Source organism: Azospirillum canadense, from assembly GCF_025961225.1.
Classification (GTDB): Bacteria; Pseudomonadota; Alphaproteobacteria; order Azospirillales; family Azospirillaceae; genus Azospirillum; species Azospirillum canadense.
Genome location: NZ_JAOQNG010000004.1, coordinates 437398 through 458704 on the forward strand (window position 1 = coordinate 437398; position 21307 = coordinate 458704).

General features: G+C 69.8%; 22 protein-coding genes. 13 read left to right on the plus strand and 9 right to left on the minus strand.

Features of this window, described 5'->3' with window-relative positions; genetic code table 11:
- The 3 genes from M2351_RS23585 to M2351_RS23595 all read left to right on the plus strand — a co-directional run bounded on the left by M2351_RS23585 (position 1) and on the right by M2351_RS23595 (position 4685).
- On the plus strand, positions 1-405 hold the full coding sequence (locus M2351_RS23585; protein ID WP_264658495.1) for a Rieske (2Fe-2S) protein: 405 nt from the start codon (positions 1-3) through the stop codon (positions 403-405).
- 16 nt (positions 406-421) lie between these two features.
- Entirely contained in the window at positions 422-1723 is a 1302-nt protein-coding gene (hmgA, locus tag M2351_RS23590; RefSeq protein WP_264658496.1) for a homogentisate 1,2-dioxygenase, read from the plus strand.
- 331 nt (positions 1724-2054) lie between these two features.
- Positions 2055-4685, plus strand: a complete 2631-nt coding sequence (locus tag M2351_RS23595; RefSeq protein ID WP_264658497.1) for a response regulator — start codon at positions 2055-2057, stop codon at positions 4683-4685.
- 7 nt (positions 4686-4692) lie between these two features.
- On the opposite strand, the gene M2351_RS23600 is transcribed toward M2351_RS23595, so the two are convergent.
- From M2351_RS23600 to M2351_RS23610, 3 genes are all read right to left on the minus strand, one after another.
- Positions 4693-5988 carry a Gfo/Idh/MocA family protein gene (locus M2351_RS23600; protein WP_264658498.1) on the minus strand — a complete coding sequence of 432 codons (1296 nt, stop codon included), beginning with the start codon at positions 5986-5988 and terminating at the stop codon, positions 4693-4695.
- 40 nt (positions 5989-6028) lie between these two features.
- Complete coding sequence (locus M2351_RS23605) at positions 6029-6820, minus strand: SDR family NAD(P)-dependent oxidoreductase (protein WP_264658499.1); 792 nt, start codon at positions 6818-6820, stop codon at positions 6029-6031.
- Positions 6821-6914: 94 nt separating this feature from the next.
- The gene (locus M2351_RS23610) at positions 6915-7598 is read right to left on the minus strand and encodes an alpha/beta fold hydrolase (RefSeq protein WP_264658500.1); all 684 of its coding nucleotides are present in this window, start codon (positions 7596-7598) and stop codon (positions 6915-6917) included.
- Between the two features lie 271 nt (positions 7599-7869).
- Here M2351_RS23610 and M2351_RS23615 point away from each other — a divergent pair, with 271 nt between their 5' ends.
- From M2351_RS23615 to M2351_RS23650, 8 genes are all read left to right on the plus strand, one after another.
- Positions 7870-8208, plus strand: coding sequence for a hypothetical protein (locus M2351_RS23615; RefSeq protein ID WP_264658501.1), 339 nt, complete (start codon positions 7870-7872; stop codon positions 8206-8208).
- A gap of 32 nt (positions 8209-8240) precedes the next feature.
- Positions 8241-8726, plus strand: a complete 486-nt coding sequence (locus M2351_RS23620; protein ID WP_264658502.1) for a hypothetical protein — start codon at positions 8241-8243, stop codon at positions 8724-8726.
- Positions 8727-8842: 116 nt separating this feature from the next.
- Entirely contained in the window at positions 8843-9829 is a 987-nt protein-coding gene (locus tag M2351_RS23625; RefSeq protein WP_264658503.1) for a zinc-dependent alcohol dehydrogenase family protein, read from the plus strand.
- Positions 9830-9872: 43 nt separating this feature from the next.
- Entirely contained in the window at positions 9873-10847 is a 975-nt protein-coding gene (locus M2351_RS23630) for a DMT family transporter (protein WP_264658504.1), read from the plus strand.
- Positions 10848-10895: 48 nt separating this feature from the next.
- Positions 10896-11909, plus strand: coding sequence for a zinc-binding alcohol dehydrogenase family protein (locus M2351_RS23635; RefSeq protein WP_264658505.1), 1014 nt, complete (start codon positions 10896-10898; stop codon positions 11907-11909).
- A gap of 72 nt (positions 11910-11981) precedes the next feature.
- On the plus strand, positions 11982-12863 hold the full coding sequence (locus tag M2351_RS23640; RefSeq protein WP_264658506.1) for a LysR substrate-binding domain-containing protein: 882 nt from the start codon (positions 11982-11984) through the stop codon (positions 12861-12863).
- A gap of 125 nt (positions 12864-12988) precedes the next feature.
- Complete coding sequence (locus M2351_RS23645) at positions 12989-13408, plus strand: organic hydroperoxide resistance protein (protein ID WP_111070897.1); 420 nt, start codon at positions 12989-12991, stop codon at positions 13406-13408.
- Between the two features lie 117 nt (positions 13409-13525).
- Positions 13526-13981, plus strand: coding sequence for a MarR family winged helix-turn-helix transcriptional regulator (locus M2351_RS23650; RefSeq protein WP_264658507.1), 456 nt, complete (start codon positions 13526-13528; stop codon positions 13979-13981).
- Here the strand turns inward: M2351_RS23650 and M2351_RS23655 are convergent.
- Together M2351_RS23655 and M2351_RS23660 are read right to left on the minus strand one after the other, a co-directional pair.
- Positions 13978-15294, minus strand: a complete 1317-nt coding sequence (locus M2351_RS23655) for an MFS transporter (protein ID WP_264658508.1) — start codon at positions 15292-15294, stop codon at positions 13978-13980. The two genes, M2351_RS23650 and M2351_RS23655, sit on opposite strands and share 4 nt — an antisense overlap.
- 125 nt (positions 15295-15419) lie before the next feature.
- Entirely contained in the window at positions 15420-16625 is a 1206-nt protein-coding gene (locus tag M2351_RS23660; protein WP_264658509.1) for an acetyl-CoA C-acyltransferase, read from the minus strand.
- A 232-nt stretch (positions 16626-16857) separates the two neighbouring features.
- Here M2351_RS23660 and M2351_RS23665 point away from each other — a divergent pair, with 232 nt between their 5' ends.
- On the plus strand, positions 16858-17811 hold the full coding sequence (locus M2351_RS23665) for a GlxA family transcriptional regulator (RefSeq protein ID WP_264658510.1): 954 nt from the start codon (positions 16858-16860) through the stop codon (positions 17809-17811).
- Between the two features lie 29 nt (positions 17812-17840).
- Here M2351_RS23665 and M2351_RS23670 read toward each other — a convergent pair whose 3' ends face one another.
- Together M2351_RS23670 and M2351_RS23675 are read right to left on the minus strand one after the other, a co-directional pair.
- Positions 17841-18473 (minus strand): TetR/AcrR family transcriptional regulator, encoded by a 633-nt coding sequence (locus M2351_RS23670; protein WP_264658511.1) that lies wholly within the window; start codon positions 18471-18473, stop codon positions 17841-17843.
- Between the two features lie 74 nt (positions 18474-18547).
- Positions 18548-19045, minus strand: coding sequence for an Rrf2 family transcriptional regulator (locus M2351_RS23675; RefSeq protein WP_264658512.1), 498 nt, complete (start codon positions 19043-19045; stop codon positions 18548-18550).
- 229 nt (positions 19046-19274) lie between these two features.
- Between M2351_RS23675 and M2351_RS23680 the strand changes: the two genes are divergently transcribed.
- Positions 19275-19580 (plus strand): hypothetical protein, encoded by a 306-nt coding sequence (locus M2351_RS23680; protein WP_264658513.1) that lies wholly within the window; start codon positions 19275-19277, stop codon positions 19578-19580.
- A gap of 27 nt (positions 19581-19607) precedes the next feature.
- Here M2351_RS23680 and M2351_RS23685 read toward each other — a convergent pair whose 3' ends face one another.
- Both M2351_RS23685 and M2351_RS23690 read right to left on the minus strand, forming a co-directional pair.
- Positions 19608-20684, minus strand: coding sequence for a glycosyltransferase (locus M2351_RS23685; protein WP_264658514.1), 1077 nt, complete (start codon positions 20682-20684; stop codon positions 19608-19610).
- On the minus strand, positions 20681-21301 hold the full coding sequence (locus M2351_RS23690) for an acyltransferase (protein ID WP_264658515.1): 621 nt from the start codon (positions 21299-21301) through the stop codon (positions 20681-20683). The genes M2351_RS23685 and M2351_RS23690 overlap by 4 nt, the downstream gene beginning before the upstream one ends.
- Positions 21302-21307 lie beyond the last annotated feature (6 nt).

Below are 21307 nucleotides of genomic sequence, written 5' to 3' on the forward strand. Positions count from 1 at the left end.
ATGGCGGCCCAGAACGGTAACGCGGAGAACGGCGACGCGTGGCGCAAGAGCCCGCTGGCGCCCGCCCCCGGCACGGCGCTGGGGCGGCTGGAGGAGTTTCCGGACGGCGAGGCGCGGGAATTCCGCTTCGGCGAGGGGCGGCGGGTCTTCTCCATGCTGGTCGTGCGCTGCGGCGGGGACGTCCGCGCCTTCGTCAACGCCTGCCCGCATGTCTGGCTGCCGTTGACCTACCGCGGCGCCTCCGTCGTCAGCGCCGACGGCGCGCGGCTCGTCTGCTCGAACCATCAGGCGGAGTTCGCGGTGGAGGATGGCCGTGCCCTCGGCGGCCCGGTCGAGCCGGACTGCCGCCTGACGCCGGTGCCGGTCGCCGTGGGGGCCGACGGGGTGGTGCGTGTCGGGGAGTGAAGGGGGGAAAGTCATCATGACCAGCGATCTCACCTACAATTCGGGCTTCGGGAACGAGTTCGCGACGGAAGCGCTGCCCGGCGCGCTGCCGGTCGGGCGCAACTCACCCCAGAACCCACCCTATGGCCTGTATGCGGAGCAGCTGTCCGGCACCGCCTTCACCGCCCCCCGCGCGCACAACCGCCGCAGCTGGCTGTACCGCATCCGCCCGGCGGTCATGCACCAGCCGTTCCAGCCACTCGACAATGGACGGCTGCTCAGCCGCTTCGACGAGGTGCCGACGCCGCCCAACCAGCTGCGCTGGGACCCGTTGCCCATGCCCGACCGGCCGGCCGATTTCCTGGACGGGCTCGTCACCATGGCCGGCAACGGCGACCCGGCGGCGCAGAGCGGCTGCGCCATCCACCTCTACGCCGCCAACCGGCCCATGGACGGGCGCTTCTTCAGCAACGCCGACGGCGAGATGCTGATCGTGCCCCAGACGGGCCGGCTTCTCCTCGCCACCGAACTCGGCCGGCTGGAGGTCGCGCCGCAGGAAATCGCCGTCATCCCCCGCGGCATACGCTTTCGGGTCGAACTGCCGGACGGTGAGGCGCGCGGCTACGTCTGCGAGAATTACGGCGCGCCGCTGCGCCTGCCGGACCTCGGCCCCATCGGGTCGAACGGGCTGGCCAACCCGCGCGACTTCCTGACGCCGACGGCCTGGTACGAGGACCGCGAGGGCGATTTCACGCTGGTCGCCAAGTTCATGGGCAACCTGTGGTCGGCCGCGATCGGCCATTCGCCGCTGGACGTCGTCGCTTGGCACGGCAACTGCGCGCCCTGCAAGTACGACCTGCGGCGCTTCAACACCATCGGCTCGATCAGCTACGACCACCCCGACCCGTCGATCTTCCTGGTCCTCCATGCGCCCAGCGACACGCCGGGCGTGGACAACATCGACTTCGTGATCTTCCCGCCGCGCTGGCTGGCCGCGGAAGACACCTTCCGGCCGCCTTGGTTCCACCGCAACATCGCCAGCGAGTTCATGGGCCTGATCCATGGCGTCTATGACGCCAAGGAAGAGGGGTTCCTGCCCGGTGGTGCCAGCTTGCACAACTGCATGAGCGGCCACGGCCCGGATGCGGAGGCTTTCGAGAAGGCCACCGCCGCCGACACGACCCGGCCGCACCATGTCGCCGACACCATGGCCTTCATGGTGGAAACCCGCGCCGTCATTCGCCCGACCCGCTACGCGCTGGAAACCGCCCAGCTCCAGCACGAGTATTTCCGTTGCTGGCAGGGTCTCCGAAAACGCTTCGACCCGGAGCGACGCTGAGGGGCCATTCGGAAGCCCATTCGAGGGATGACCGCTTCGTTTCGTCTTCGTCCCGCGAAAGTGCTGCGCGATGCTTGCATTTCGTGTGGGCGGTAAGGGGCTGATACGATGAGGAAAAGCCCCCTCTCCCTTGAGGGGAGAGGGGGCTTTTTGCCGCGTCCTTAGCGAGTCGTTACCCCCTAAGCGCTATGGCCAAAGGCGATATTGGTTTCGTGTCGAACCCAAATCATTGTAGCGGCTGGCGGGAAGCCGCGGCCCACCGGTTCCGGACGCGGCAACCTTGCCCGATGCGCTTCGCCATCGGGCCGGTCGGGCGAGGGCACAAGCACGGATGTCAACGAAATCCATCGACGGTGATCGCCTGCGGCCCTTGCAGGGTGGCAGCATCCGGTCGTTGAAGGTGCTGCTCGCCGCGTCCATCCTGCTCCCGGCCCTGATGTTCGCCGGAGCGGCCTGGAAGAGCTACCACGACGCCATGGAGCACGCCGCCGATCGGGCGGAGAAGCTCACCAGCATCGTCCACGAGCACGCGCAGAAGGTGTTCGAGACCAACGAGGCGCTGCTGGGGCGCATCGACGACGTGACGCATGGCATGGGCGCCGCCACGATCCGCGCCGACGAGCAGGCCTTGCACGAACGCCTGAAGTCGATGAGCACGGGCATCGCCCAGATCCAGGCGGCCTGGATCCTGGACGACCAGGGCGCGCCGCTGGTCAGCAACCGTTTCTATCCCGTGCCGCAGGGCGTCAGCGCCGCCGGCCGTCCCTATTTCCAGGCTCATCGCCGCGGCGACGGGGGGCTCTTCGTCACCGAGTCGATGCAGGGCGTCCTCACCGCCGAGACCTTCTTCAACATCAGCCGGCGGCGCACCGGTCCGGACGCCGGGTTCAGCGGCGTCGTCTCCGTCTCCATCGCGCATTCCTACTTCACCGACGTCTACCAGCGCATCGCCGGGGCCGGGCAGGACGTCGCGGTCACCATGACCCGCGACGACGGGATGGTGGTCGTCCGCTACCCCAACCCGCCGAAGCCCGGCATGCGGCTGTCGCCGGACAGCGGCGTGATGACGGCGGTCCGCAAGGGTGAGTTCGGGCGCCCGATCTGGGTGAAGTCGCAGCTGGACGGCGTGTGGCGGATCGTCAGCGTGCAGCGGATCGGTTCCTACCCGCTGCACATCGCCGCCGGCGTGACCTATGCCTCGGTCCTGCGCGAGTGGGGCGAAAACCTCGCCATCTACGGCGTGGTCTTCCTGGCGGCAGCGGCCGGCCTGTTCGCCACGACGTGGCTGGCCCTGCGCCAGACCATCCGGGAACAGCGCGCCACCGCCCAATGGGCGGAAGAGGCGGAGCGGCGGGAGGCGGCCGAAGCGGCCCTGCGGCAAAGCCAGAAGCTGGAGGCCATCGGCCAGCTGACCGGTGGAGTGGCGCACGACTTCAACAACCTGCTGACGGTCATCGTCGGCAACCTCGGCCTGATCGAACGGCGGGCGAACAACCCGGACGAGGTGCGCGGCATGGCGGCCGCCGCCCTAACCGCGGCGGCGCGTGGCGAGCGGCTGACCCAGCACCTGCTCGCCTTCGCCCGGCGGCAGGCGCTGCGCCCGCAGGTCGTGGACGTGAACCGGCTGGTGTCCGGGCTGGTGCCGCTGGTGCAGCGGGCGGTGGGGGAGCGCATCGCGGTCGACCTGCGCCTCGCCAACGACTTGGCCCACTGCCGCATTGACCCGAACCAGTGTGAGACGGCGCTGCTGAACCTTGCGGTCAACGCGCGCGACGCCATGCCCGACGGCGGGCGCCTGACGATCGCGACGCGGAACGCCCGCCTGGACTCCGCGGCCGGGGAACTGGGGCCGGGCGACTATGTCGCCGTCGTCGTCGCGGACACCGGTGCCGGCATCCCGCCCGACATCCTGCCCCACGTGTTCGAACCCTTCTTCACCACCAAGGACGTCGGCAAGGGCAGTGGCCTGGGTCTGTCGCAGATCTACGGCTTTGCCCGGCAGTCCGGCGGGCAGGCCCAGATCGAAAGCGCGGTCGGCGAAGGCACCACGGTGACCCTGCTGCTGCCCCAGACCCGGGAACGGGCGGCCGTGGCCGACGCGTCGCTGTTCCGATCCGATCCGCTGGCCGGGAAGGGTGAGGTCGTCCTTGTGGTGGATGACGACGACGATGTCCGGGCGATCGCGGCGCGCAGCCTGCGCGACCTCGGCTATGTGGTCGTCACGGCGCCGGACGGCCCCTCCGCGGTCGCCATCCTCCAGGGCGGCCAGCGGATCGATGCGCTGTTCAGCGACGTGGTCATGCCCAACGGCATGAGCGGCGTCGCCTTGGCGCGCGAGGCGCGGCGGCTGCGCCCGGGGATCGGCGTGCTGCTGACCTCCGGCTACACGGCGCAGGCCCTGGCGCAGGAGCATGGGCTGGAGGAGTCGCACCCGCTGCTGCCCAAGCCCTACCGCGAGACAGACCTTGCGGCCATGATCCGCACCATCCTGCCCCATCCGAAATCAACGGGCAGGAAGGCGGCGGAACTCCCAACGAACGCAGCAATGAACATTGCGGCGAACGCGGCGCCCAGCCTGCGCATCCTGCTGGTCGAGGACGACACGCTGGTCCGCATGGTCGCCGCCGCCACGCTGGCCGACCTGGGCCACGCCGTGACCGAGGCCGGCGACGGGACGGAGGCCCTGCGCTGCCTGGAGGATGGGAACGGCTTCGACGTTCTGATCACCGACCTCGGCCTGCCGGGCATGGACGGGCTCGTCCTCGCCAAGCTCGTGCGGGAACGGAGTCCCGGCATCGCGGTCATCCTGGCGACCGGCTACGCCGACCGCGCGGACGACGGCCATCGCGCCAGCGGCATGGAGTGCGTCAGCCTGGCCAAGCCCTACGGGCGCGTCGAACTGGAACGCGGCCTGGCCGCCGCCCTGTCCTGCACCCGCGTGCGGCGGTCGACCGCGGCGTGAGTTGGCATCACCCGGTGTCCGGTTCCGGACCGCGGGTCGAATCGCGCGCCGCGACGGTGGGCAGGCTGACCGGGGCGCTGGTTTCCGCGGACCGGTAGATCGCCTCCATCACCTGATGGTCCTGAACGCCCTCAGTCCCCGGCGTGTGGGGCGTGCGGCCCTGGGCGGCGCAGGTCGCCATGTGGTCGATCTCCAGCGCGAACTGGTTTTCCCGCGACAGGCGGACGGACTCCACCGCTTCGCTCTTCCCGTCGCGATGGGCGAGGCGCATCTGCTGGCCCTCGTAGGCGAAGGCGTTTTCCAGGTCGATCCAGCCCTTCTCCAGCCGGACGCGCAGGTCCTTGGACTCGTGCGCCCCATAGCTGGCCGCGCAGTTGGCGATGGCGCCGGACGGGAAGCGCAGCATGAAGGACAGCGACTCCTCCACCTCGCGGTAGCGCGGGTCGTCCTTTGGGGAGAAGGCACGGGCGAAGACCTCCACCGGCTCCTCGCCCAGCAGGGCGCGGGCGCTGTTCAGGCAATAGAGCCCGATGTCGGGTAGCGCGCCGCCGCCGGCCAACGCCTTGCGGAAACGCCACTGGTCGGCCGTGCCCATGGTCTGGGTGTTGGTCGCCTCGATGAAGCGCACCGCGCCCAGTTCGCCGGAGCGGACCAGCCGGATGACTTCGCGGTTGTAGGGCTCGTACTGGCAACGGTAGGCGACCATCAGCCGGACGCCCGCGGCGTCGCAGGCGGCGGTCATCTCCCGCGCCTCGGCGGAGGAGGTCGCCATGGGCTTCTCGCACAGCACATGCTTCCCGGCCTTCGCCGCGCGCAGCACATACTCCCGGTGCAGGCCGTTGGGCAGCACGATGTAGACGGCTTGGATCTCCCGGTTCTCGGCGATGCGGTCGAAGTCGGCGTAGCTGTAGACGGACTCCGGCTTGATCCCATGCTGTGCGGCGACCAGCTTGGCCTTTTCCGGGCTGCCGGACACCAGGGCGACCAGGCGGGCGCGCTTGCAGTCCCCGAAGGCCGGCAGGATCTCCTCCAGCGCCAGCCGGCCGAGCCCGACGATGGCGAAGCCCACCCGCTCCGACGGCGGCAAGGGGGCCGGCGGCGGAGCGGAGGGCCGGTCCGCCTCCCCCCGCCAGTTCGGGAAGGTGACACGCCCGCCCTCCACCTTTCCGGCGTCCACGGGCGACGTGCCGGGCAGAGGGCCGGAGCCCGCGGCGAAGGACGGGCCAGCCGCCGCGGTGAGAAGCCCGGCCGATCCGGTCAGGATCACGCCGCGGCGGGTGGGGGTGAACCGATCGAACCGCATGATGGGCGGCGTCCTTCGTTTTCGGGAATAGGGGCGGTGGTCAGTGCGTGCCGGAGCCGGGTTCCGCCATCTTGCGGTGCTGCTCGGCCAGGACGCCGGCCGGGGTGACGCTCGCCACCGCCGTTTGCAGCTTGTTCTTCCAGCCGCTGACCACGTCGCCCTCGCTGCGCATCATGGCGTTGAAGCCGACCTCCGCGACCATGGCGGGGCTGTCCTTCTTCGACTGGCCGATCTTGGTGTCCATCATGCCGGCGCGCTCGAAGAACTCCGTGTCGGTGGCGCCGGGCATCAGGCAGGTGACGGTGATGCCGCAGTCCCGCAGCTCGCTGCGCAGGGCGAAGGAGAAGGAATCGATGAAGGCCTTCGTGCCGTTGTAGACCGCCTGGTAGGCGCCCGGCGTGAAGCCGGCGATGGAGCCGGTGATCAGGATGCGGCCCTGTTTGCGGTCGCGCATGCCGCGCCCGACCTTCTGGATCAGGTACAGTGTGCCGGTGATGTTGGTGTCGATGACGTGCCGGGCGTCCTTGAAGTCCTGGTCCAGGAAGCCATGGCCCAGCCCATGGCCGGCGTTGGCCAGCAGCGCGTCTACCGGCCGCCCCTTCAGCGCCGCGCAGAGCTTGTCCACCCCCTCCAGCGTGGCGAGGTCGGCCTGCATGGTGTCGACCGCCGCCCCCAGGCCGCGTAATTCCATTGCGGCGTCCTCGATCGCGGGATCGTCGGCGGCGATCAGCAGGTCGAAGCCGTTCTCGGCGCACTGTTTGGCCAGCTCGCGGCCGATCCCGCTGGACGCGCCGGTGACGATCGCCAAGGGCTTGTTGGCTGCACGGGCCATGGGGGTTGTCCTCTCGCAAAGCGTTGAATGCCCGGCTCAACCGGACATGGCGAGAGGAGGTTCCGGTTCTTTTCGCCGCAAACCGGCGCCGGGATTAGCGGGTGCGCGCAGCCTCCGCGATCACCGCCGCGACCGCTTCCGGCCGGGAGGAGTGGGGGACGTGGCTCGCCTCGACCTCGGTGGTCCGGGCGCCGATGCGCTGGGCGGTGGCGCGCTGGAAGGCGGCGGGCAGCATGCGATCCTCGCTGGCGACCACGTACCAGGAGGGCTTGTGCTCCCAGGCGGCGGCGGTCACGCGGGTGCGGAAGCAGGCGGCGGCGGTCGGCCCCTGGGTCGCGGCCAGCAGCGCGATCTCCGCCGGGGAGAGGTCCTGCGCGAAGGTCTTCGCCAGGTTGTCCGGCGTCAGGAACAGGTAGCCCGCGCGGTCCACCGACACGCTGGACAGGCCGGGGGATGGCGGGAAGGGCTTCAGCGTGTCGTTCGGCGACTGCCCGACGCCGGGGGCGAAGGCGGCCACATAGACCAGCGCCTTCACCCGGTCCTGGTTGCCGACTTGGGTGATGACGGCGCCGCCCCAGCTGTGCCCGGCCAGCACCACGGGACCCTTCGCCCGGTCGATGGCGCGCTGGACATAAGCCGCGTCCTCATCGAGCGAGGCCAGCGGGTTCTGCACCGCGGCCACATCCAGCCCCTCCGCCTGGAGAAGGGGTATGACCCGGCTCCAGCTGGAACCGTCCGCGAAGGCGCCGTGGACGAGGATGACGGTGGCCGAATCCATGGAATGCTCCCGGTGGGCGTGGCTTTTCCCATGGAAAGATCATGGCGCGGCGGCGGCTGTCCAGCCCGGGGGGCGGAATTTCCTCTGTGCGGAAAGCGCGCTCCCCAAGGGGCGGGCCGTCATGGCGGGGCATGCGTAATGTTGCGCGAAATGACTGTTGAGAACAAGATCATTCTGGGATACGGTATACCACAGATGGCCGACGGGACCGCGCTCCGCCGGCCGCCGCCCCGGCCCTTCCGCAAGCGCGCCAGAACGATCGAGGTGAGCCATGGCCCAGAGACAACCCGCGACGCTCCACAATGAGCCCGCTTCCGGTGTTGTGGAAACCGCCCGCATCGTTCCTTTCCGCCGGACGAACCACCGCCACCAGGCCTTCGTGCTCGCCGCGACGACCAGGGGTTGGGCGCCACGGATGGACCTGTTGACCATCACCCACGACCGGCTGCCGCCAGCGGAGGAGGGCAGCGGGGCGCGCGGGCTGGACATCATCCGCATCTCCGGCCCCTACGCCGACGTGTTGGCCTACATCGCCGACTCGCCCGATTGCGTCGTCCACTTCGAATCGCTGAACGGCGCCGTGGCGACCGCCGAGTTGACCGTGTCCTAACCTTTAAAGCACGCTTTCGGGAGGGTGATCGGATGGCCCAGGTTGTGACGATGATGGCGGAGCGGATGACGGCGGAACGGTCCAGGGACGTCGCCGGCCGGCCCTTCTCCGGGGCGGCGCTCGCCTCGGCGATCATCGCCAGCGCCCAGTCGCAGCCGCTGCCGGAACCCGCCCTGCACCTTCCCGCCGACGTCCAGCCCTGCGACGTCGCCGCCCTGGAACGCGAATTCGCCGCGGCCGTCCAGCGGCTGTCTGAATGGATGGCGCAGCAGGACCGCGCGCTGGCCGCCGCACCGCTCGGCAGCCCCTTGAAGATCAGCGTGGGCGTGGTCCGCGCCGCCGCGGCGACGCTGGACGGCGTGATCCGGGCCTGCCGCGAACTGCGCGCCGCCGGTTCTGCGGCGATCCTGATCGATTTCGGTCCGGTGCGCGATCTGGTCAACGACCGGCCCGGGCTGCTCGCCCAGACGGTATCGGCCATCGCCGCGCAGCACCAGACCTTGCGCGCCATCGCCTGAGGGCAGTCGCTCCAATCTAGCAGACTTTCGGATCGAAACGATCTGAAATATGCGTTTCTCTAATTCGTGCGACGCGCGCACCCTGCCTCCATCACCACGATCCCTGATGGATGGTCATGATGCGCGCTCTGCTGCTGAAGGCCCACGGCGGGCCTGAGAATTTCGAACTGGCCGAGGTTCCGCGCCCGGAGCTGCGGCCCGGGACGGTGCTGGTCCGCCTCGTCGCGACCTCCCTGAACCGCATCGACGGGCGCATCCGTGAAGGCCTGCCGATCGGTGCCCCGCTGCCCGCCATCCTGGGCGCCGACGTCGCCGGCACCGTGGAGGCCGTGGGCACCGGCGTGACCGGCTTCGCGCCCGGCGACGACGTCTTCGGCTGCGCCGGCGGCGTGAAGGGGCAGGGCGGCACGCTGGCCGAGTTCATCGTGGCCGACGCCCGCCTGCTGGCGCACAAGCCCAAATCCCTGTCCTTCGAGGAGGCTGCGGCCCTGCCGCTGGTCGGCATCACCGCTTGGGAGGCGCTGGAGCGCACGGCCGTGACGGCCGGTGACCATGCGCTGGTGCACGCCGGGGTCGGCGGCGTCGGCCATGTCGCGGTGCAGGTCGCCAAGAGCCTGGGCGCCCGCGTCGCCGCCACCGTCGCCTCGGCCGAGGATGCCGAATTCGCCCGCAAGCTCGGCGCCGACGAGACCATCCTGTACCAGGAGGAGGAGGTCGCCGCCTACGTGCAGCGGCTGACTGGTGGGCGCGGCTTTGACGCCGTGATCGACACGGTGGGCGGCGCCAACCTCGACCGCTCCTTCGCCGCGGCGGCGCTGAACGGCCGGATCGCGGCCACGGCGGCGCGCAGCACCCATGACCTCTCCCCGCTGCATTCCAAGGGCCTGTCGCTGCACGTCGTGTTCATGCTGATCCCGATGCTGCACGACATCGGCCGCGACCGCCACGGCCGCATCATGCAGGCGCTGGCCGGGCTGGCCGACGCCGGGAAGCTGCGTCCCCTCATCGACGAGCGCCGCTTCGACCTGGCGACGGCCGCCGACGGCTACCGCCACCTGGAGAGCGGCAAGGCGCGGGGCAAGGTCGTCGTCCGCATCGCCTGACGACGACGCCCTTTCCCATTTTCCCGAACGCCGAGTTCCGATCATGAGCCTGTCCGCATCCGGAGCCATCTCCTGCGCTGCTATCCGCCCGGCCGTCTCCAGCGTCGGTATGGACGTACGGACGGTCGCCACGCTCGCCGTGGCAATCGTCCTCTGGGGGGCGAACTGGCCGGTCATGAAAGTTGGGCTCGGCCATGTGTCGCCGCTCTGGTTCTCGGCCCTGCGCTTCGCCAGCGGGGCGCTGAGCCTGCTGGTGATCCAGGCGGCGCGCCGTGAGCTGCGCCTGCCGCAACGCCAGGACCTGCCTTTCGTGGCTTCCATCGGCTTGCTGCAGATGATGCTGTTCACGGCACTCGGCGCCTACGCCATGACGCGGCTCCCGGCCGGGCGCTCCGCCATCCTCAGCTACACCACGCCGCTGTGGGTGGCGCCAGCCTCGGTCCTGTTCTTCGGGGAGAGGCTGTCGGCCACCCGCGCCGGCGGGATCGCCTTGGCGGTGCTGGGCGTCGCCATCCTGGTCAACCCGCTGTCCATCGACTGGAGCGATGGCGGTGTGGTCGGCGCCAACGCCATGCTGCTGGCCGCGTCCCTGTGCTGGGCCCTGTGCATCCTGCACCTGCGCTACGCCCGCAGCGCGTCGTCCGCCTTTCATCTGGCACCCTGGCAGATGCTGCTGGCCGCCGCGGTTTTGGCGGTCCTGGCGCTGGCCGTGGAAGGACCCTTCGACGGGGACGGCACGATGGCCTTCTGGGCGTCGGTCGGCTTCGTCGGCCCGGTGGCGACGGCCTTCTGCTTCGCTGCCGTGAATTCCGCCAGCGCCCGCCTGCCCGCCACCGCCATGTCCACCATCATGCTGGGCGTGCCGGTGACCGGGGTCGCCATCTCCGTCGCCGCCTTGGGCGAGCCGTTGACCATGGCGCTGGGCCTGGGATCCCTGGCCATCGTCCTGGGCATCGCCATCAACGCCATCCCCCGCCATTCCCTGGGCGGTTCACGGGGCCGTTCCCCCGGCCGCTGATCAATCCATCTTTGAACGTCACCCTTGTCGCCAAGAAGGACTGACACCATGAAAGCCATCGGTTTCCATTGTCCCGGCCCCATCGACGCTGCGGACTCCCTGGTCGAGCTGGACCTGCCCACACCGGAGCTGCGCCCCCACGACCTGCTGGTGAAGGTGGAGGCAGTCTCCGTCAACCCCGTCGACGTGAAGGTGCGCGCCAGCGCCACCCCGCCGGAGGGCAGCGCCCGCGTCCTCGGCTTCGACGCCGCCGGCGTGGTGGAGGCGGTCGGCCCGGCGGTCACCCGCTTCAAGAAGGGCGACGCGGTCTTCTACGCCGGCGCCATCGACCGGCCGGGCACCAACGCCCAGTTCCACGCCGTGGACGAGCGCATCGTCGGCCCGAAGCCGCAGAGCCTATCCTTCGCCGATGCCGCGGCGCTGCCGCTGACCTCCCTGACCGCGTGGGAGCTGCTGTTCGACCGGCTGCGCGTGCCCTACGGTCAGAAGAGCGGCGACGACGCGATCCTGATCATCAACGGGGCTGGCGGCGTCGGCTCCATCCTCACGCAGATCGCCCGCAAGCTGACCGGCCTGACGGTGATCGCCACGGCGTCGCGGCCGGAGACGATCGAGTGGTCGCGGCGCATGGGCGCCCACCACGTCATCGACCACCGCAAGCCGCTGAACGAGGGCCTGAAGGCGATCGGCATCCCGCAGGTGCGCTACGTCGCCGGCCTGACCGCGACCGACCAGCACCAGGCGGCCATCGTGGAGTCGCTGGCCCCGCAGGGCGCGCTCGCCATGATCGACGACCCGGCGACGTTCGACGTGGTGCCCTTCAAGCGCAAGAGCCTGGCCGTCCATTGGGAGCTGATGTTCACCCGCTCCCTCTTCGGCACCCCGGACATCGCGGAGCAGAACCGCATCCTGTCCGAGGTGTCGGCCCTGGTCGACAGCGGCGTGCTGACCAGCACGGTGGCCGACAACTACGGCCCAATCACCGCGGAAAACCTGCGCCGCGCCCACGCGATGGTGGAGAGCGGCCGCAGCATCGGCAAGGTCGTGCTCTCGGGCTTCTGAAGCCACACGTCCTTGTCGGCCAGCAGGAAAACGCATAAGTTCTTGGTATTCCATCAGAAAGGCGACTGAGTTATGCGCGTTCCCGACCTGGAAATCGACTTGCTGCGGGCCTTCGTCGCGGTGGCGGAGACCGGGAGCTTCACGGCGGCGGCCGAGGTGGTCGGGCGGTCGCAGTCGGCGGTCAGCCAGAAGGTCCTGCGGTTGGAGGAAATCCTCCAGCGGCGGGTCTTCGACCGCACCAGCCGCTCGCTCAGCCTGACACGCGATGGGGAACGGCTTCTGGTCGCCGCGCGCCAGATGCTGGAGTTCAACGACGCGGTCGTCCGCGACCTGCGGGAAACCCCAGCGGGTGGCATCCTGCGCCTTGGCATCTCCGAAGACTTCATCCCGAAGGAACTGCCGAAGCTGCTGTCGCGCTTCAGCCGCCTGTACCCCCGCACGCAGATCGACCTGATGACCGGCCTCAGCTGCGCCCTGCTGGAGGCCTACGACAACGGCCGGCTCGACGCGGTGATCGCCAAGAAGGACGGCACCGCCCAGCGTGGCCGGGTGATCTGGCGGGAGCCGCTGGTCTGGATGGCCTCGGCCGACTACCAGCTCGACTTCACGAAGCCGGCGCGGCTGGTCATGCTGCCGTCGCCCTGCACTTATCGGGATTTGATGGTGTCCACCCTGGACTCCGTCCGCCGGGAGTGGGAAGTCGCCTGCACGGCGAGCAGCCTGATGGGCATCCAGGCCGCGGTCGCGGGCGGGCTGGGCGTCACGGTGCTGGGCCGGTCCTTCGTGCAGGACGGCATGCAGATCCTGAGCGCGCCACAGCACTGGCCGGCCCTGCCGATGACCGAGATCACTGTGGTCGGGGAGGAGGGGAACGCATCCGACCTCGTCCGTCCCTTGGTCACCTTCCTGGCCGAGAGCCTGTCCCGCAGCAACAGCCTGTCCCTGGTGGCGTAGCGGCGGCATGCGCCTGATGCATTGCGCGCATTCGAATTGCGCACGATTAAATTAATTGCGCGCAATTCAATTGTGTGCAATAGTCTCTTCAGCGCACAAGACCTCTCAAGACAGGAGCGACGATCATGAAGGTTCTCTACACGACCAAGGCCACGGCGACCGGTGGGCGTGACGGCAAGGCTGAGAGCGACGACGGCCTGCTGTCGGTGAACCTCGCCGCGCCGAAGGAACTCGGCGGCCAGGGCGGCGCCACCAACCCCGAGCAGCTGTTCGCCGCCGGCTATTCCGCCTGCTTCATCGGCGCCATCAAGTTCGTCGGCAACCGCGACAAAATCGCCGTGCCGAAGGACGTCTCCGTCACCGCCAAGGTCGCCATCGGCGCCCGCGACGACGGCGAGGGCTTCGGCCTGTCGGTCGACTTCACCGTCTCGCTGCCGGGCCTCGACAAGGCCGTCGCCGAGGACCTCGTCGCCCGCGCGCACAAGGTCTGCCCGTACAGCCACGCCACCAAGGGCAACATTCCGGTGACCACCACCATCGCCTGAGGCCGCGCCGGCTGTCGTTGATCCGAGCGTTGGGTCACCGGAGTGTTGCGCACGCCCATCCTTGGCAGTAAGGACGGGCATGCGACGCTCCGGTGACGCTTTTCGTGGGAGCCCACCATGCCAGCCGACAAGTCCGACCCGCTTCTGCTCTCCAACCAGGTCTGCTTCGCGCTCTATTCGGCGAATCTGGCCATGGCGCGCGTCTACCGCCCGCTGCTGGAGGAGCTTGGCCTGACCTACCCGCAGTACGTCATGATGCTGCTGCTGTGGGAGGAGGACGATCAGGCCATGAAGGATCTGGGCGAGCGGCTGGGGCTGGACAGCGGCACGCTCACGCCCTTGCTGAAGCGGCTGGAGGGGCAGGGGCTGGTCACCCGCGCCCGCGATCCTCAGGACGAGCGGCTGGTGCGCATCCGCCTGACCCCGGCGGGGGCGGCGCTGCGGGCCAGGGCGGAATGCCTGCCGACCCGCATCCTGGAGGCGGCCAACCGCTCCGCCGAGACCTTGGGGACGCTGCGCGACAGCATCGTTGCGTTGCGCGACGACCTGAACAAGGCGGCCGACAGGGGTTAAGCCTTTGCCGGGGCGGGAACGGCGGCCGGAACGCCGTCCTTCTCCTTCTCGCGCCGGTTGATGAACAGCACGATCAGCGCGGCGACGAGGCAGAAGGCGCCGGCCGCGAAGAAGGCCGGCAGGTAGCTGGCGAGCTGCGTCCGCGTCACGCCGGCGCCGAAGGCCGCGGAGGCGGCGCCCAGCTGGTGGCCGGTGAAAATCCAGCCGAAGACGAGGTTCGACCGCTCCCGCCCGAAACGCTCCGCCGACAGCCGCACGGTGGGCGGAACCGTGGCGACCCAATCCAGCCCGTAGAACACCGCGAACAGCGACAGGCCGTAGAGGGTGAAGTCGGAGAAGGGCAGCGCCATCAGCGCCAGCCCGCGCAGCCCGTAATACCAGAACAGGAGCCAGCGGTTGTCGTAGCGGTCGGAAAGCCAGCCCGACCCGATGGTCCCGACGAAGTCGAACAGGCCCATCATCGCCAGCACGCCAGCCGCCGCCACCGCGGCCATGCCGTAGTCGCCGCACAGCGTGACGAAATGGGTCTGGATCAGCCCGTTGGTGCTGAGCCCGCAGATGAAGAAGGTGGCGAACAGGATCCAGAAGGTGCGGGAGCGCGAAGCCTCCGCCAGGGCGAAGAGCGGGGCGGTCGCCAGCGCGGCCAGCCCGGGGGTCGTCCGCGGTGCCGGAACGATGGCGGTCTCGCCGTAGGGGGCGAGGTCGACGTCCCCCGGGCGGTCGCGCATCAGCGCGAGCACGGCGACGGCGGTGACGGCCAGCAGGGCCACGATGACCACAATGCCGCTGCGCCAGCCGATGCGGTCGGACAGGTCGGCCAGCAAGGGCATGAAGATCAGCTGCCCGGTCGCGGAGCTGGCCGTCAGCAGGCCGACGACGAGGCCCCGGCGCCTGGTGAACCAGCGCGTCGCCACCGTGGCGCCGAGGACAAGCGCGGTCAGCCCGGTGCCCACCCCGACGACCAGCCCCCACAGGACGAAGAGGTGCCAAAGCTCCCGCATCACCAGGGAGCCGAGCAGGCCCGCGGTGATCATCAGCAGGGCGATGACAGTCACCGTGCGGACGCCGAAGCGGTTCATGAAGGCCGCCGCGAAGGGCCCCATCAGTCCGAACAGGACGAGCCGGATCGCCAGCGCCGTGGAGATGTCGGCCGTGCTCCAGCCAAATTCCTTTTCCAAGGGCACGATCAGCACGCCGGGCGCGCCCATCGCCCCCGCGGTGACCAGCATGGTGAGGAAGGTCGACGCCGCGACCACCCAGCCGTAATGGATGTCGCGGCGGGCGAGCAGCGCCGCCAGACGTGCCGAAATCATGCTCTTGCCTTCTGTTAAAGCGGATTGCGATCCGCTTTGGACCGCGACGGCGGGCCCGGTCGCACGTGCGACCGAAGCCCGGCCGGCGTGTGAGGCCATTTGAATTAAAGCGAACGCAGTTCGCTTTAAACGCGCTCGACGGCGATGGCGGTCGCCTCGCCGCCGCCGATGCACAGCGACGCAACGCCGCGCGTCTGGCCTCGCGCCGCCAGGGCGTGCAGAAGCGTGACGATCAGCCGGGCGCCGGTCGCGCCGATCGGGTGGCCGAGGGCGCAGGCGCCGCCATTGACGTTCAGCCGATCGCGCGGAATGTCCAGGTCGCGCTGGGCCGCCATGGCGACGGCGGCGAAGGCCTCGTTGATCTCGAACAGGTCAACGTCACGGACCGACCAGCCCACCTTGCCCAGCAGCTTGCGGATCGCCGGGATCGGCGCGGTGGTGAACCAGGCCGGGTCCTGGCTGTGGGTGGCGTGCCCGCGGATGACCGCCAGGATCGGCAGCCCCTCGCGCTCGGCGACGGAGCGCCGTGTCAGCACCAGCGCGGCGGCGCCGTCGGCGTTGGCGGAAGAACTGGCCGCGGTGATCGTGCCGTCCTTGCGGAAGGCCGGCTTCAGCGCCGGGATCTTGTCCGGGGAGACCTTCAGCGGGTTCTCGTCCTGCGCGACCACGCGCTCCCCGCCCTTGGCGGGTACGGCAATCGGGGCGATCTCCGGCGCGAAGGCGCCGGTTTCCACCGCAGTGCGGGCGCGGGTCAGCGTCTCCACGGCGTAGGCGTCCTGGTCGGCGCGGCTGAAGCCGTAGGACTGGGCCGTGGCCTCGCCGAAGTCGCCCATCGGCCTGCCGCCCTCGTAGGCGTCCTCCAGCCCGTCGAGCATCAGGTGGTCGAGCAGCCGGTCGTGGCCGATGCGGTAGCCGCCGCGCGCCTTGGCCAGCAGGTAGGGGGCGTTGGTCATGGACTCCATGCCGCCGGCCACCACGATGTCGGCCGAACCGGCGCGGATCAGGTCGTGGGCCAGCATGGTGGCCTTCATGCCCGACCCGCAGACCTTGTTGACGGTGGTGGCGCCGGTCGCGTCCGGCAGCCCGGCGCCGCGCGCGGCCTGCCGGGCGGGGGCCTGCCCCTGGCCGGCCGGGAGCACGCAGCCCATCAGCACCTCGTCGACGCGGTCGGCCGCCAGCCCGGCGCGCTCCAGCGCCGCGCGGATGACGTGGGAGCCGAGCGCCGCCGCGGGCAGAGCCGACAGGTCGCCCTGGAACCGGCCGAGCGGCGTGCGGACGGCGGAGACGATGACAATCGGATCGGAATCGATCGAAGCGAGGTGGGTGGGCATGGGCGCATCTCCAGTCCTGGGCGTCGCCTCGCGGGGCGGGCGCGCCATTAAATGACGCACATCATGAATATGAAATGATGACGACCGTCATATAATGTCAACTGGAATTCGTGCGGGGCTGCCCTTCCGGGGCCAATGAGGGTTTGGTTTCGGTGACGAGACGGTTGACAGCAACGCCTATGAGGTGTCCTGAATCGCGGCTGCCCGCTGAAACGAGACATTCGGAGAGCCCATGCCCGCCATCGGATTCCTGGTTTTCGACGGCTTCCAGGTCATGGGAATGGCGGCGCTGTCGGTGTTCGAGATGGCGAACCATGTGTTGGACCGGCCGGCTTATGAGGTCCATGTCCTGTCGGAGCATGGCGGGCCGGTGAAAAGCTCGCTGGGCTTCAACATCGACACGGCACCTTTTGGCAGGGACTTCCGCGACACCACCATCACCATCGGCTCGCTGGTCGTGAAGCCGTCGTCGAACGGTTTTCTGGCCTATTTGCGGCAAGCCGCGACGGAGTCGCGCCGGATCGCCGGCATCTGCACCGGCGCCTTCGTGCTGGCGGAGGCCGGCCTACTCGACGGGCGCAAGGCGACCACCCACTGGGGCCACGCGCGGAGCCTCCAGCGCCAGTACCCCAAGGTCGTGGTGGAGGAGGACCGCATCTTCAGCGTCGACGGCAACGTCTGGACCTCGGCCGGGATGAGCGCCGGCGTGGATATGGCGCTCGCGCTGGTCGAGAACGACTTCGGGCAGGATGTCGCCAAGTCCGTCGCGCGCAAGCTCGTCGTCTACCTGCGCCGGGCCGGCGGGCAGTCGCAATTCTCCACGCTGCTCGAACTGGAGCCCAAGTCGGACCGGGTGCGCAAGGCGCTGATCTACGCCAAGGAGAACCTGAAGAACGAACTGTCGGTGGAGGAACTGGCCGAGGCCGCGAGCCTCAGCCCACGGCAGTTCAGCCGTGTCTTCCGGCAGGAGACCGGCCAGTCGCCGGCCAAGGCGGTCGAACACCTGCGTCTGGAAGCCGCCCGCGTGATGATGGAGGAGGGACGGCACCCCATGGACGTCATCGCCCGCGAAACCGGTTTCGCCGACCGCGAGCGCATGCGCCGGGCCTTCCTGCGCTCCTACGGACAGCCGCCGCAGGTCATCCGGCGGTCGGCGGAGAACGACCGGGCGCCCGCGGTCCACTGAGGTGGCCCACCCGCCGGAAGGACACCCCGTTACGCGTCGGGAGTCGTTCCGGACTTGGAACGGTGCTTTGCCGTGGACTTTCCGTCCGCCAGCGGAACGGCCGGGCCATGGGTCGCGGCGGCGGCCAGGATGGCGTCGGACAACCCTGGGTCATCGACCGCGCGCGACAGGATCACCGCCCCGATCAGTTCCGACAGAGCCGCGAGCGCCTGGGCGTGCCGCTCCTCCTCCGTTTCGCCGGGGACCAGCTTGGCCAGCACCTCGATGAAGGGGCGCAGGCCGTCGGTGAAGGCCCGCCGCACGGACTCCGGCTGGCGCACCACATCGCCGCCCAGCGTCGCGATGGGACAGCCCTTGGTGATGTTGTCGCGATGCCGGGCGGACAGATAGTTGCCGGTGATCGTCGCCAGCGCCTCCGCCGGCTTTTCCTCGGCCAACGTCGCCCAGCGTTCCGCAGCGCCGGACATCGCGGTGGCGCAGGCCTCGGCGGCAAGGTCGTCCTTCGATGCGAAGTGGCCGTAGAAACCGCCGTGGGTCAGGCCGGCCTCCTTCATCAGGTCGGCGACGCCGATCCCGTTGAATCCCTTTTCGCGGAACAGCGCGCTTGCCACATCGACGATGCGGCGCCGGTTTTCCGCCGCCTTTTCCCTGCTCACCCGCATGCCCGCACCTCCGCTCCAGTACGGGCTTTATATATGTTGTTCATCATGAAAGCGCAAATCTGGAAAGCGGCGGGTCAGGGGATTCCAGCGCTTTCGGGCAATGGGAGAGGTGGCGGGAGAGGTGGCGGGACCGGCAATCCCAGCAGGGTGGCCACGCTCTGCCGCTGGTGGACGATGTCCTCCAGCGTGTAACCGTCCAGCACCGCCAAAAAGGCCTCCAGCGCCTCGCGCAGGGCCGTACGCAGGGTGCAGGCCGGGGAAAGGCGGCAGGCGGAGGGGCCGCCGTTGGGCGCGGCCATGCATTCCACGATGGCCAGATCCTGCTCGGTGTAGCGGATGACGTCACCGATGCGGATCTGGTCGGCCGGGCGGCCGAGCCGTAGGCCCCCGTTCCGCCCGCGGACCGTCTCCAGATAACCGCCGAGCCCCAGCTGGTGGGCGACCTTCATCAAGTGGTTCTTTGAGATGCCATAGGCCTGCGCGACCTCGCTGATCGTCGGCAGGCCGTCTTTGCGCACCGCCACATACATCAGCAGCCGCAGCGCATAATCGGTGTAGCTCGACAAATGCATCCCGGCACCAAAGCTGCATGAGAAAGGCATAATTATAGGCGGCCGATCGCGCCTTGCCAACGCCAGTCGGCCAGCCGGCCGCATTCGCCGCAGCCGTCTGTTATGTTTTGAAGACGGAACGTTCCACTCGCGGGCTGAACCAGGGGATGGATAATCGGAACTCGCCGCCCCGGCGGATGTTGGCCTTCGACGACAGGCTGATGTCATGCGACGGGCAAGGGAGAATGGAATGGCGGAACGAAACGGCGGCAAGGGGGCTTCGAGCGGGAAAGCTCCCGATTTCGGCCCGGTCGGCGGTGGTGAGCCGGTGACGCCCGGCCGCGCCGGCCAGGGCATGGGGGTTTCGGTCGGCGACTACACGGAGGCTCCGCCCGAGCCGGCGCGGACGGCGGCGGACGGCCCTTCCACCACGGTCACCGTCGGTGAGGACACCGGCCAGCGCCGGGATCTTCCCGACCAGGACGCCGCCCCGCCGACGCCGAAGGCGGACGCCGGGAAACGGCCGCGCCGCGACGCGGAGGACCCGCAGGGATAGTCAACCCCAACCGCCCGGCGGCCGGGATCACAAGCGATCCAGCGCGTCGGCGACCAAGCGGGCGGCCTTGTCCCAGCTTTCCCCGGCGACGCACGCGCGCTGGCGCCGGACGCGCTCCGGGCTGTTGGTGTTTCCACCGGTGACGGCCAGCGCACGAATGAACCAGTCCGCGCCGGAGACCGCCGCCACCACCTCGCGATACTCCTCCAGCGCCGGGCCGCCGGTCGCCACCACCGGCGTGCCGGCGGCGAGGTATTCGCGCAGCTTCAACGGGGTGCAGGCGTTCATCCGCGGCGTGTCGCGCAAGGGCAGGATCGACGCCGTCCAGTGCTGGGAATAGTCGGGCAGGGACTCGTGGGGACGCGGCCCGGCGAGCACCAGGTTGGGCAGGCCGCTCAGCACCGGCGGACGCTCCGGGATGGGGCCGATCAGGAAGAAGGTCCAGTGGGGCAGCGCCTCCGCCGCGGCGGCGATCAGGTCGGTGTCGACCCAGGGCGTCAGGCCGCCATAGAAGCCCGCGACGAACCCATCCGGCAGATCGGACGCGCGCGGGGCGGGGGTGGCGAACAGGTCCATGTCCACCCCATGAGGCACCATGATGGTTTTGTAGCGCGGAAAACGCGCGGCCAGCGTCGGGCTGGACGCCAGCACCAGGTCGGCGCGCTCGACCAGTTCGTCCTCCATCGCGCGCAGCGGCCCGCGGTCGCCGCCCTCCAGCGCGGAGATGTCGTCGTCGCATTGGTAGACGACGGCGCGCTCCCCAAGACGCCCCACCGCATCCACCGCGGTCGGCCATGAGGCCCACAGGATCGGCCGCGCGATCCCGAGGTCGGCCATGGCGCCCTGCACCTGCCGGCCGAGCAGGTGCCGGTTGGCTTGGCGCGCCAGGGGATTGCCGCGCATGGGAACCGTGCGCGGAGTCAGCACGCGGATGTCGCCGGGGCACGGTGCTCCGTCCGCCGAACCCCGGCGGCCGGTCGCGTTCACCCAGAGCATCCGGCGGCCTTGCGGGTGGCCTTGCGGGTTCAGGCGGCGGACGATCTGCTCGGTCCCGCTGGGGTGAACGCCCCACTCTTTGCCGAAAATGACGAGATCGGCGGTCACAGGCGGTGTCCCGAGGGGTTTGGCGCCAGCGGGCGGATGACCCGGGCCGGAATGCCGCCGGCCAGGACCATCGGCGGTAGGTCGTGGGTCACCACGCTTCCCGCCGCGACCACGGTGCCCCGCCCGATCCGCACGCCCGCGCCGACGACCACGCCCGTCGACAGCCACACCTCGTCCTCCAGCACGATGTCGCCCACCCCGGTTCCGCCATTTGGGAGGTTGGCGCCCGGAAGGTCGGCGGCCCAGGCGGCCGGGTCCTGCGGATGGCCGGGGTAGCCGGCCAGCACGGCGCGCCCGGCGATCCGCACGTTGTCGCCCAGGGTCACGCGCCGGCCGACGGCGATGGTCGTCTCCCAGCCGATGTCGACGTTGCGCCCGACGAACAGTTCGGGCACTTCGTCTCCCGCACCGCGGCCGGAGAAGGTGATCCGGTCCGACACGCGGCAACCGGTGCCCAGGGTCAGCCGCAGCGGGCCGAGAACCTGCGGCGGGGCTCCAAGGCGCTCCGGCGCTGGGGCGGGCTGCGTCGGCGGCGCCTGCCGGCCGCCGAGCGCATTCAGGGCCTTTTGAAGGCAGGCGTCGATCCAGCGGCGCGGGGAGAGAGCGGTGGTCTTCATGGTCGG

Excerpts from the sequence above, each read along its gene's own strand:
- M2351_RS23585 (WP_264658495.1), top strand. The coding sequence starts at position 1 with ATGGCGGCCCAGAACGGTAACGCGGAGAACGGCGACGCGTGGCGCAAG.
- hmgA (WP_264658496.1), top strand. The coding sequence starts at position 422 with ATGACCAGCGATCTCACCTACAATTCGGGCTTCGGGAACGAGTTCGCG.
- M2351_RS23595 (WP_264658497.1), top strand. The coding sequence starts at position 2,055 with ATGTCAACGAAATCCATCGACGGTGATCGCCTGCGGCCCTTGCAGGGT.
- M2351_RS23600 (WP_264658498.1), bottom strand. The coding sequence starts at position 5,988 with ATGCGGTTCGATCGGTTCACCCCCACCCGCCGCGGCGTGATCCTGACC.
- M2351_RS23605 (WP_264658499.1), bottom strand. The coding sequence starts at position 6,820 with ATGGCCCGTGCAGCCAACAAGCCCTTGGCGATCGTCACCGGCGCGTCC.
- M2351_RS23610 (WP_264658500.1), bottom strand. The coding sequence starts at position 7,598 with ATGGATTCGGCCACCGTCATCCTCGTCCACGGCGCCTTCGCGGACGGT.
- M2351_RS23615 (WP_264658501.1), top strand. The coding sequence starts at position 7,870 with ATGGCCCAGAGACAACCCGCGACGCTCCACAATGAGCCCGCTTCCGGT.
- M2351_RS23620 (WP_264658502.1), top strand. The coding sequence starts at position 8,241 with ATGGCCCAGGTTGTGACGATGATGGCGGAGCGGATGACGGCGGAACGG.
- M2351_RS23625 (WP_264658503.1), top strand. The coding sequence starts at position 8,843 with ATGATGCGCGCTCTGCTGCTGAAGGCCCACGGCGGGCCTGAGAATTTC.
- M2351_RS23630 (WP_264658504.1), top strand. The coding sequence starts at position 9,873 with ATGAGCCTGTCCGCATCCGGAGCCATCTCCTGCGCTGCTATCCGCCCG.
- M2351_RS23635 (WP_264658505.1), top strand. The coding sequence starts at position 10,896 with ATGAAAGCCATCGGTTTCCATTGTCCCGGCCCCATCGACGCTGCGGAC.
- M2351_RS23640 (WP_264658506.1), top strand. The coding sequence starts at position 11,982 with ATGCGCGTTCCCGACCTGGAAATCGACTTGCTGCGGGCCTTCGTCGCG.
- M2351_RS23645 (WP_111070897.1), top strand. The coding sequence starts at position 12,989 with ATGAAGGTTCTCTACACGACCAAGGCCACGGCGACCGGTGGGCGTGAC.
- M2351_RS23650 (WP_264658507.1), top strand. The coding sequence starts at position 13,526 with ATGCCAGCCGACAAGTCCGACCCGCTTCTGCTCTCCAACCAGGTCTGC.
- M2351_RS23655 (WP_264658508.1), bottom strand. The coding sequence starts at position 15,294 with ATGATTTCGGCACGTCTGGCGGCGCTGCTCGCCCGCCGCGACATCCAT.
- M2351_RS23660 (WP_264658509.1), bottom strand. The coding sequence starts at position 16,625 with ATGCCCACCCACCTCGCTTCGATCGATTCCGATCCGATTGTCATCGTC.
- M2351_RS23665 (WP_264658510.1), top strand. The coding sequence starts at position 16,858 with ATGCCCGCCATCGGATTCCTGGTTTTCGACGGCTTCCAGGTCATGGGA.
- M2351_RS23670 (WP_264658511.1), bottom strand. The coding sequence starts at position 18,473 with ATGCGGGTGAGCAGGGAAAAGGCGGCGGAAAACCGGCGCCGCATCGTC.
- M2351_RS23675 (WP_264658512.1), bottom strand. The coding sequence starts at position 19,045 with ATGCATTTGTCGAGCTACACCGATTATGCGCTGCGGCTGCTGATGTAT.
- M2351_RS23680 (WP_264658513.1), top strand. The coding sequence starts at position 19,275 with ATGGCGGAACGAAACGGCGGCAAGGGGGCTTCGAGCGGGAAAGCTCCC.
- M2351_RS23690 (WP_264658515.1), bottom strand. The coding sequence starts at position 21,301 with ATGAAGACCACCGCTCTCTCCCCGCGCCGCTGGATCGACGCCTGCCTT.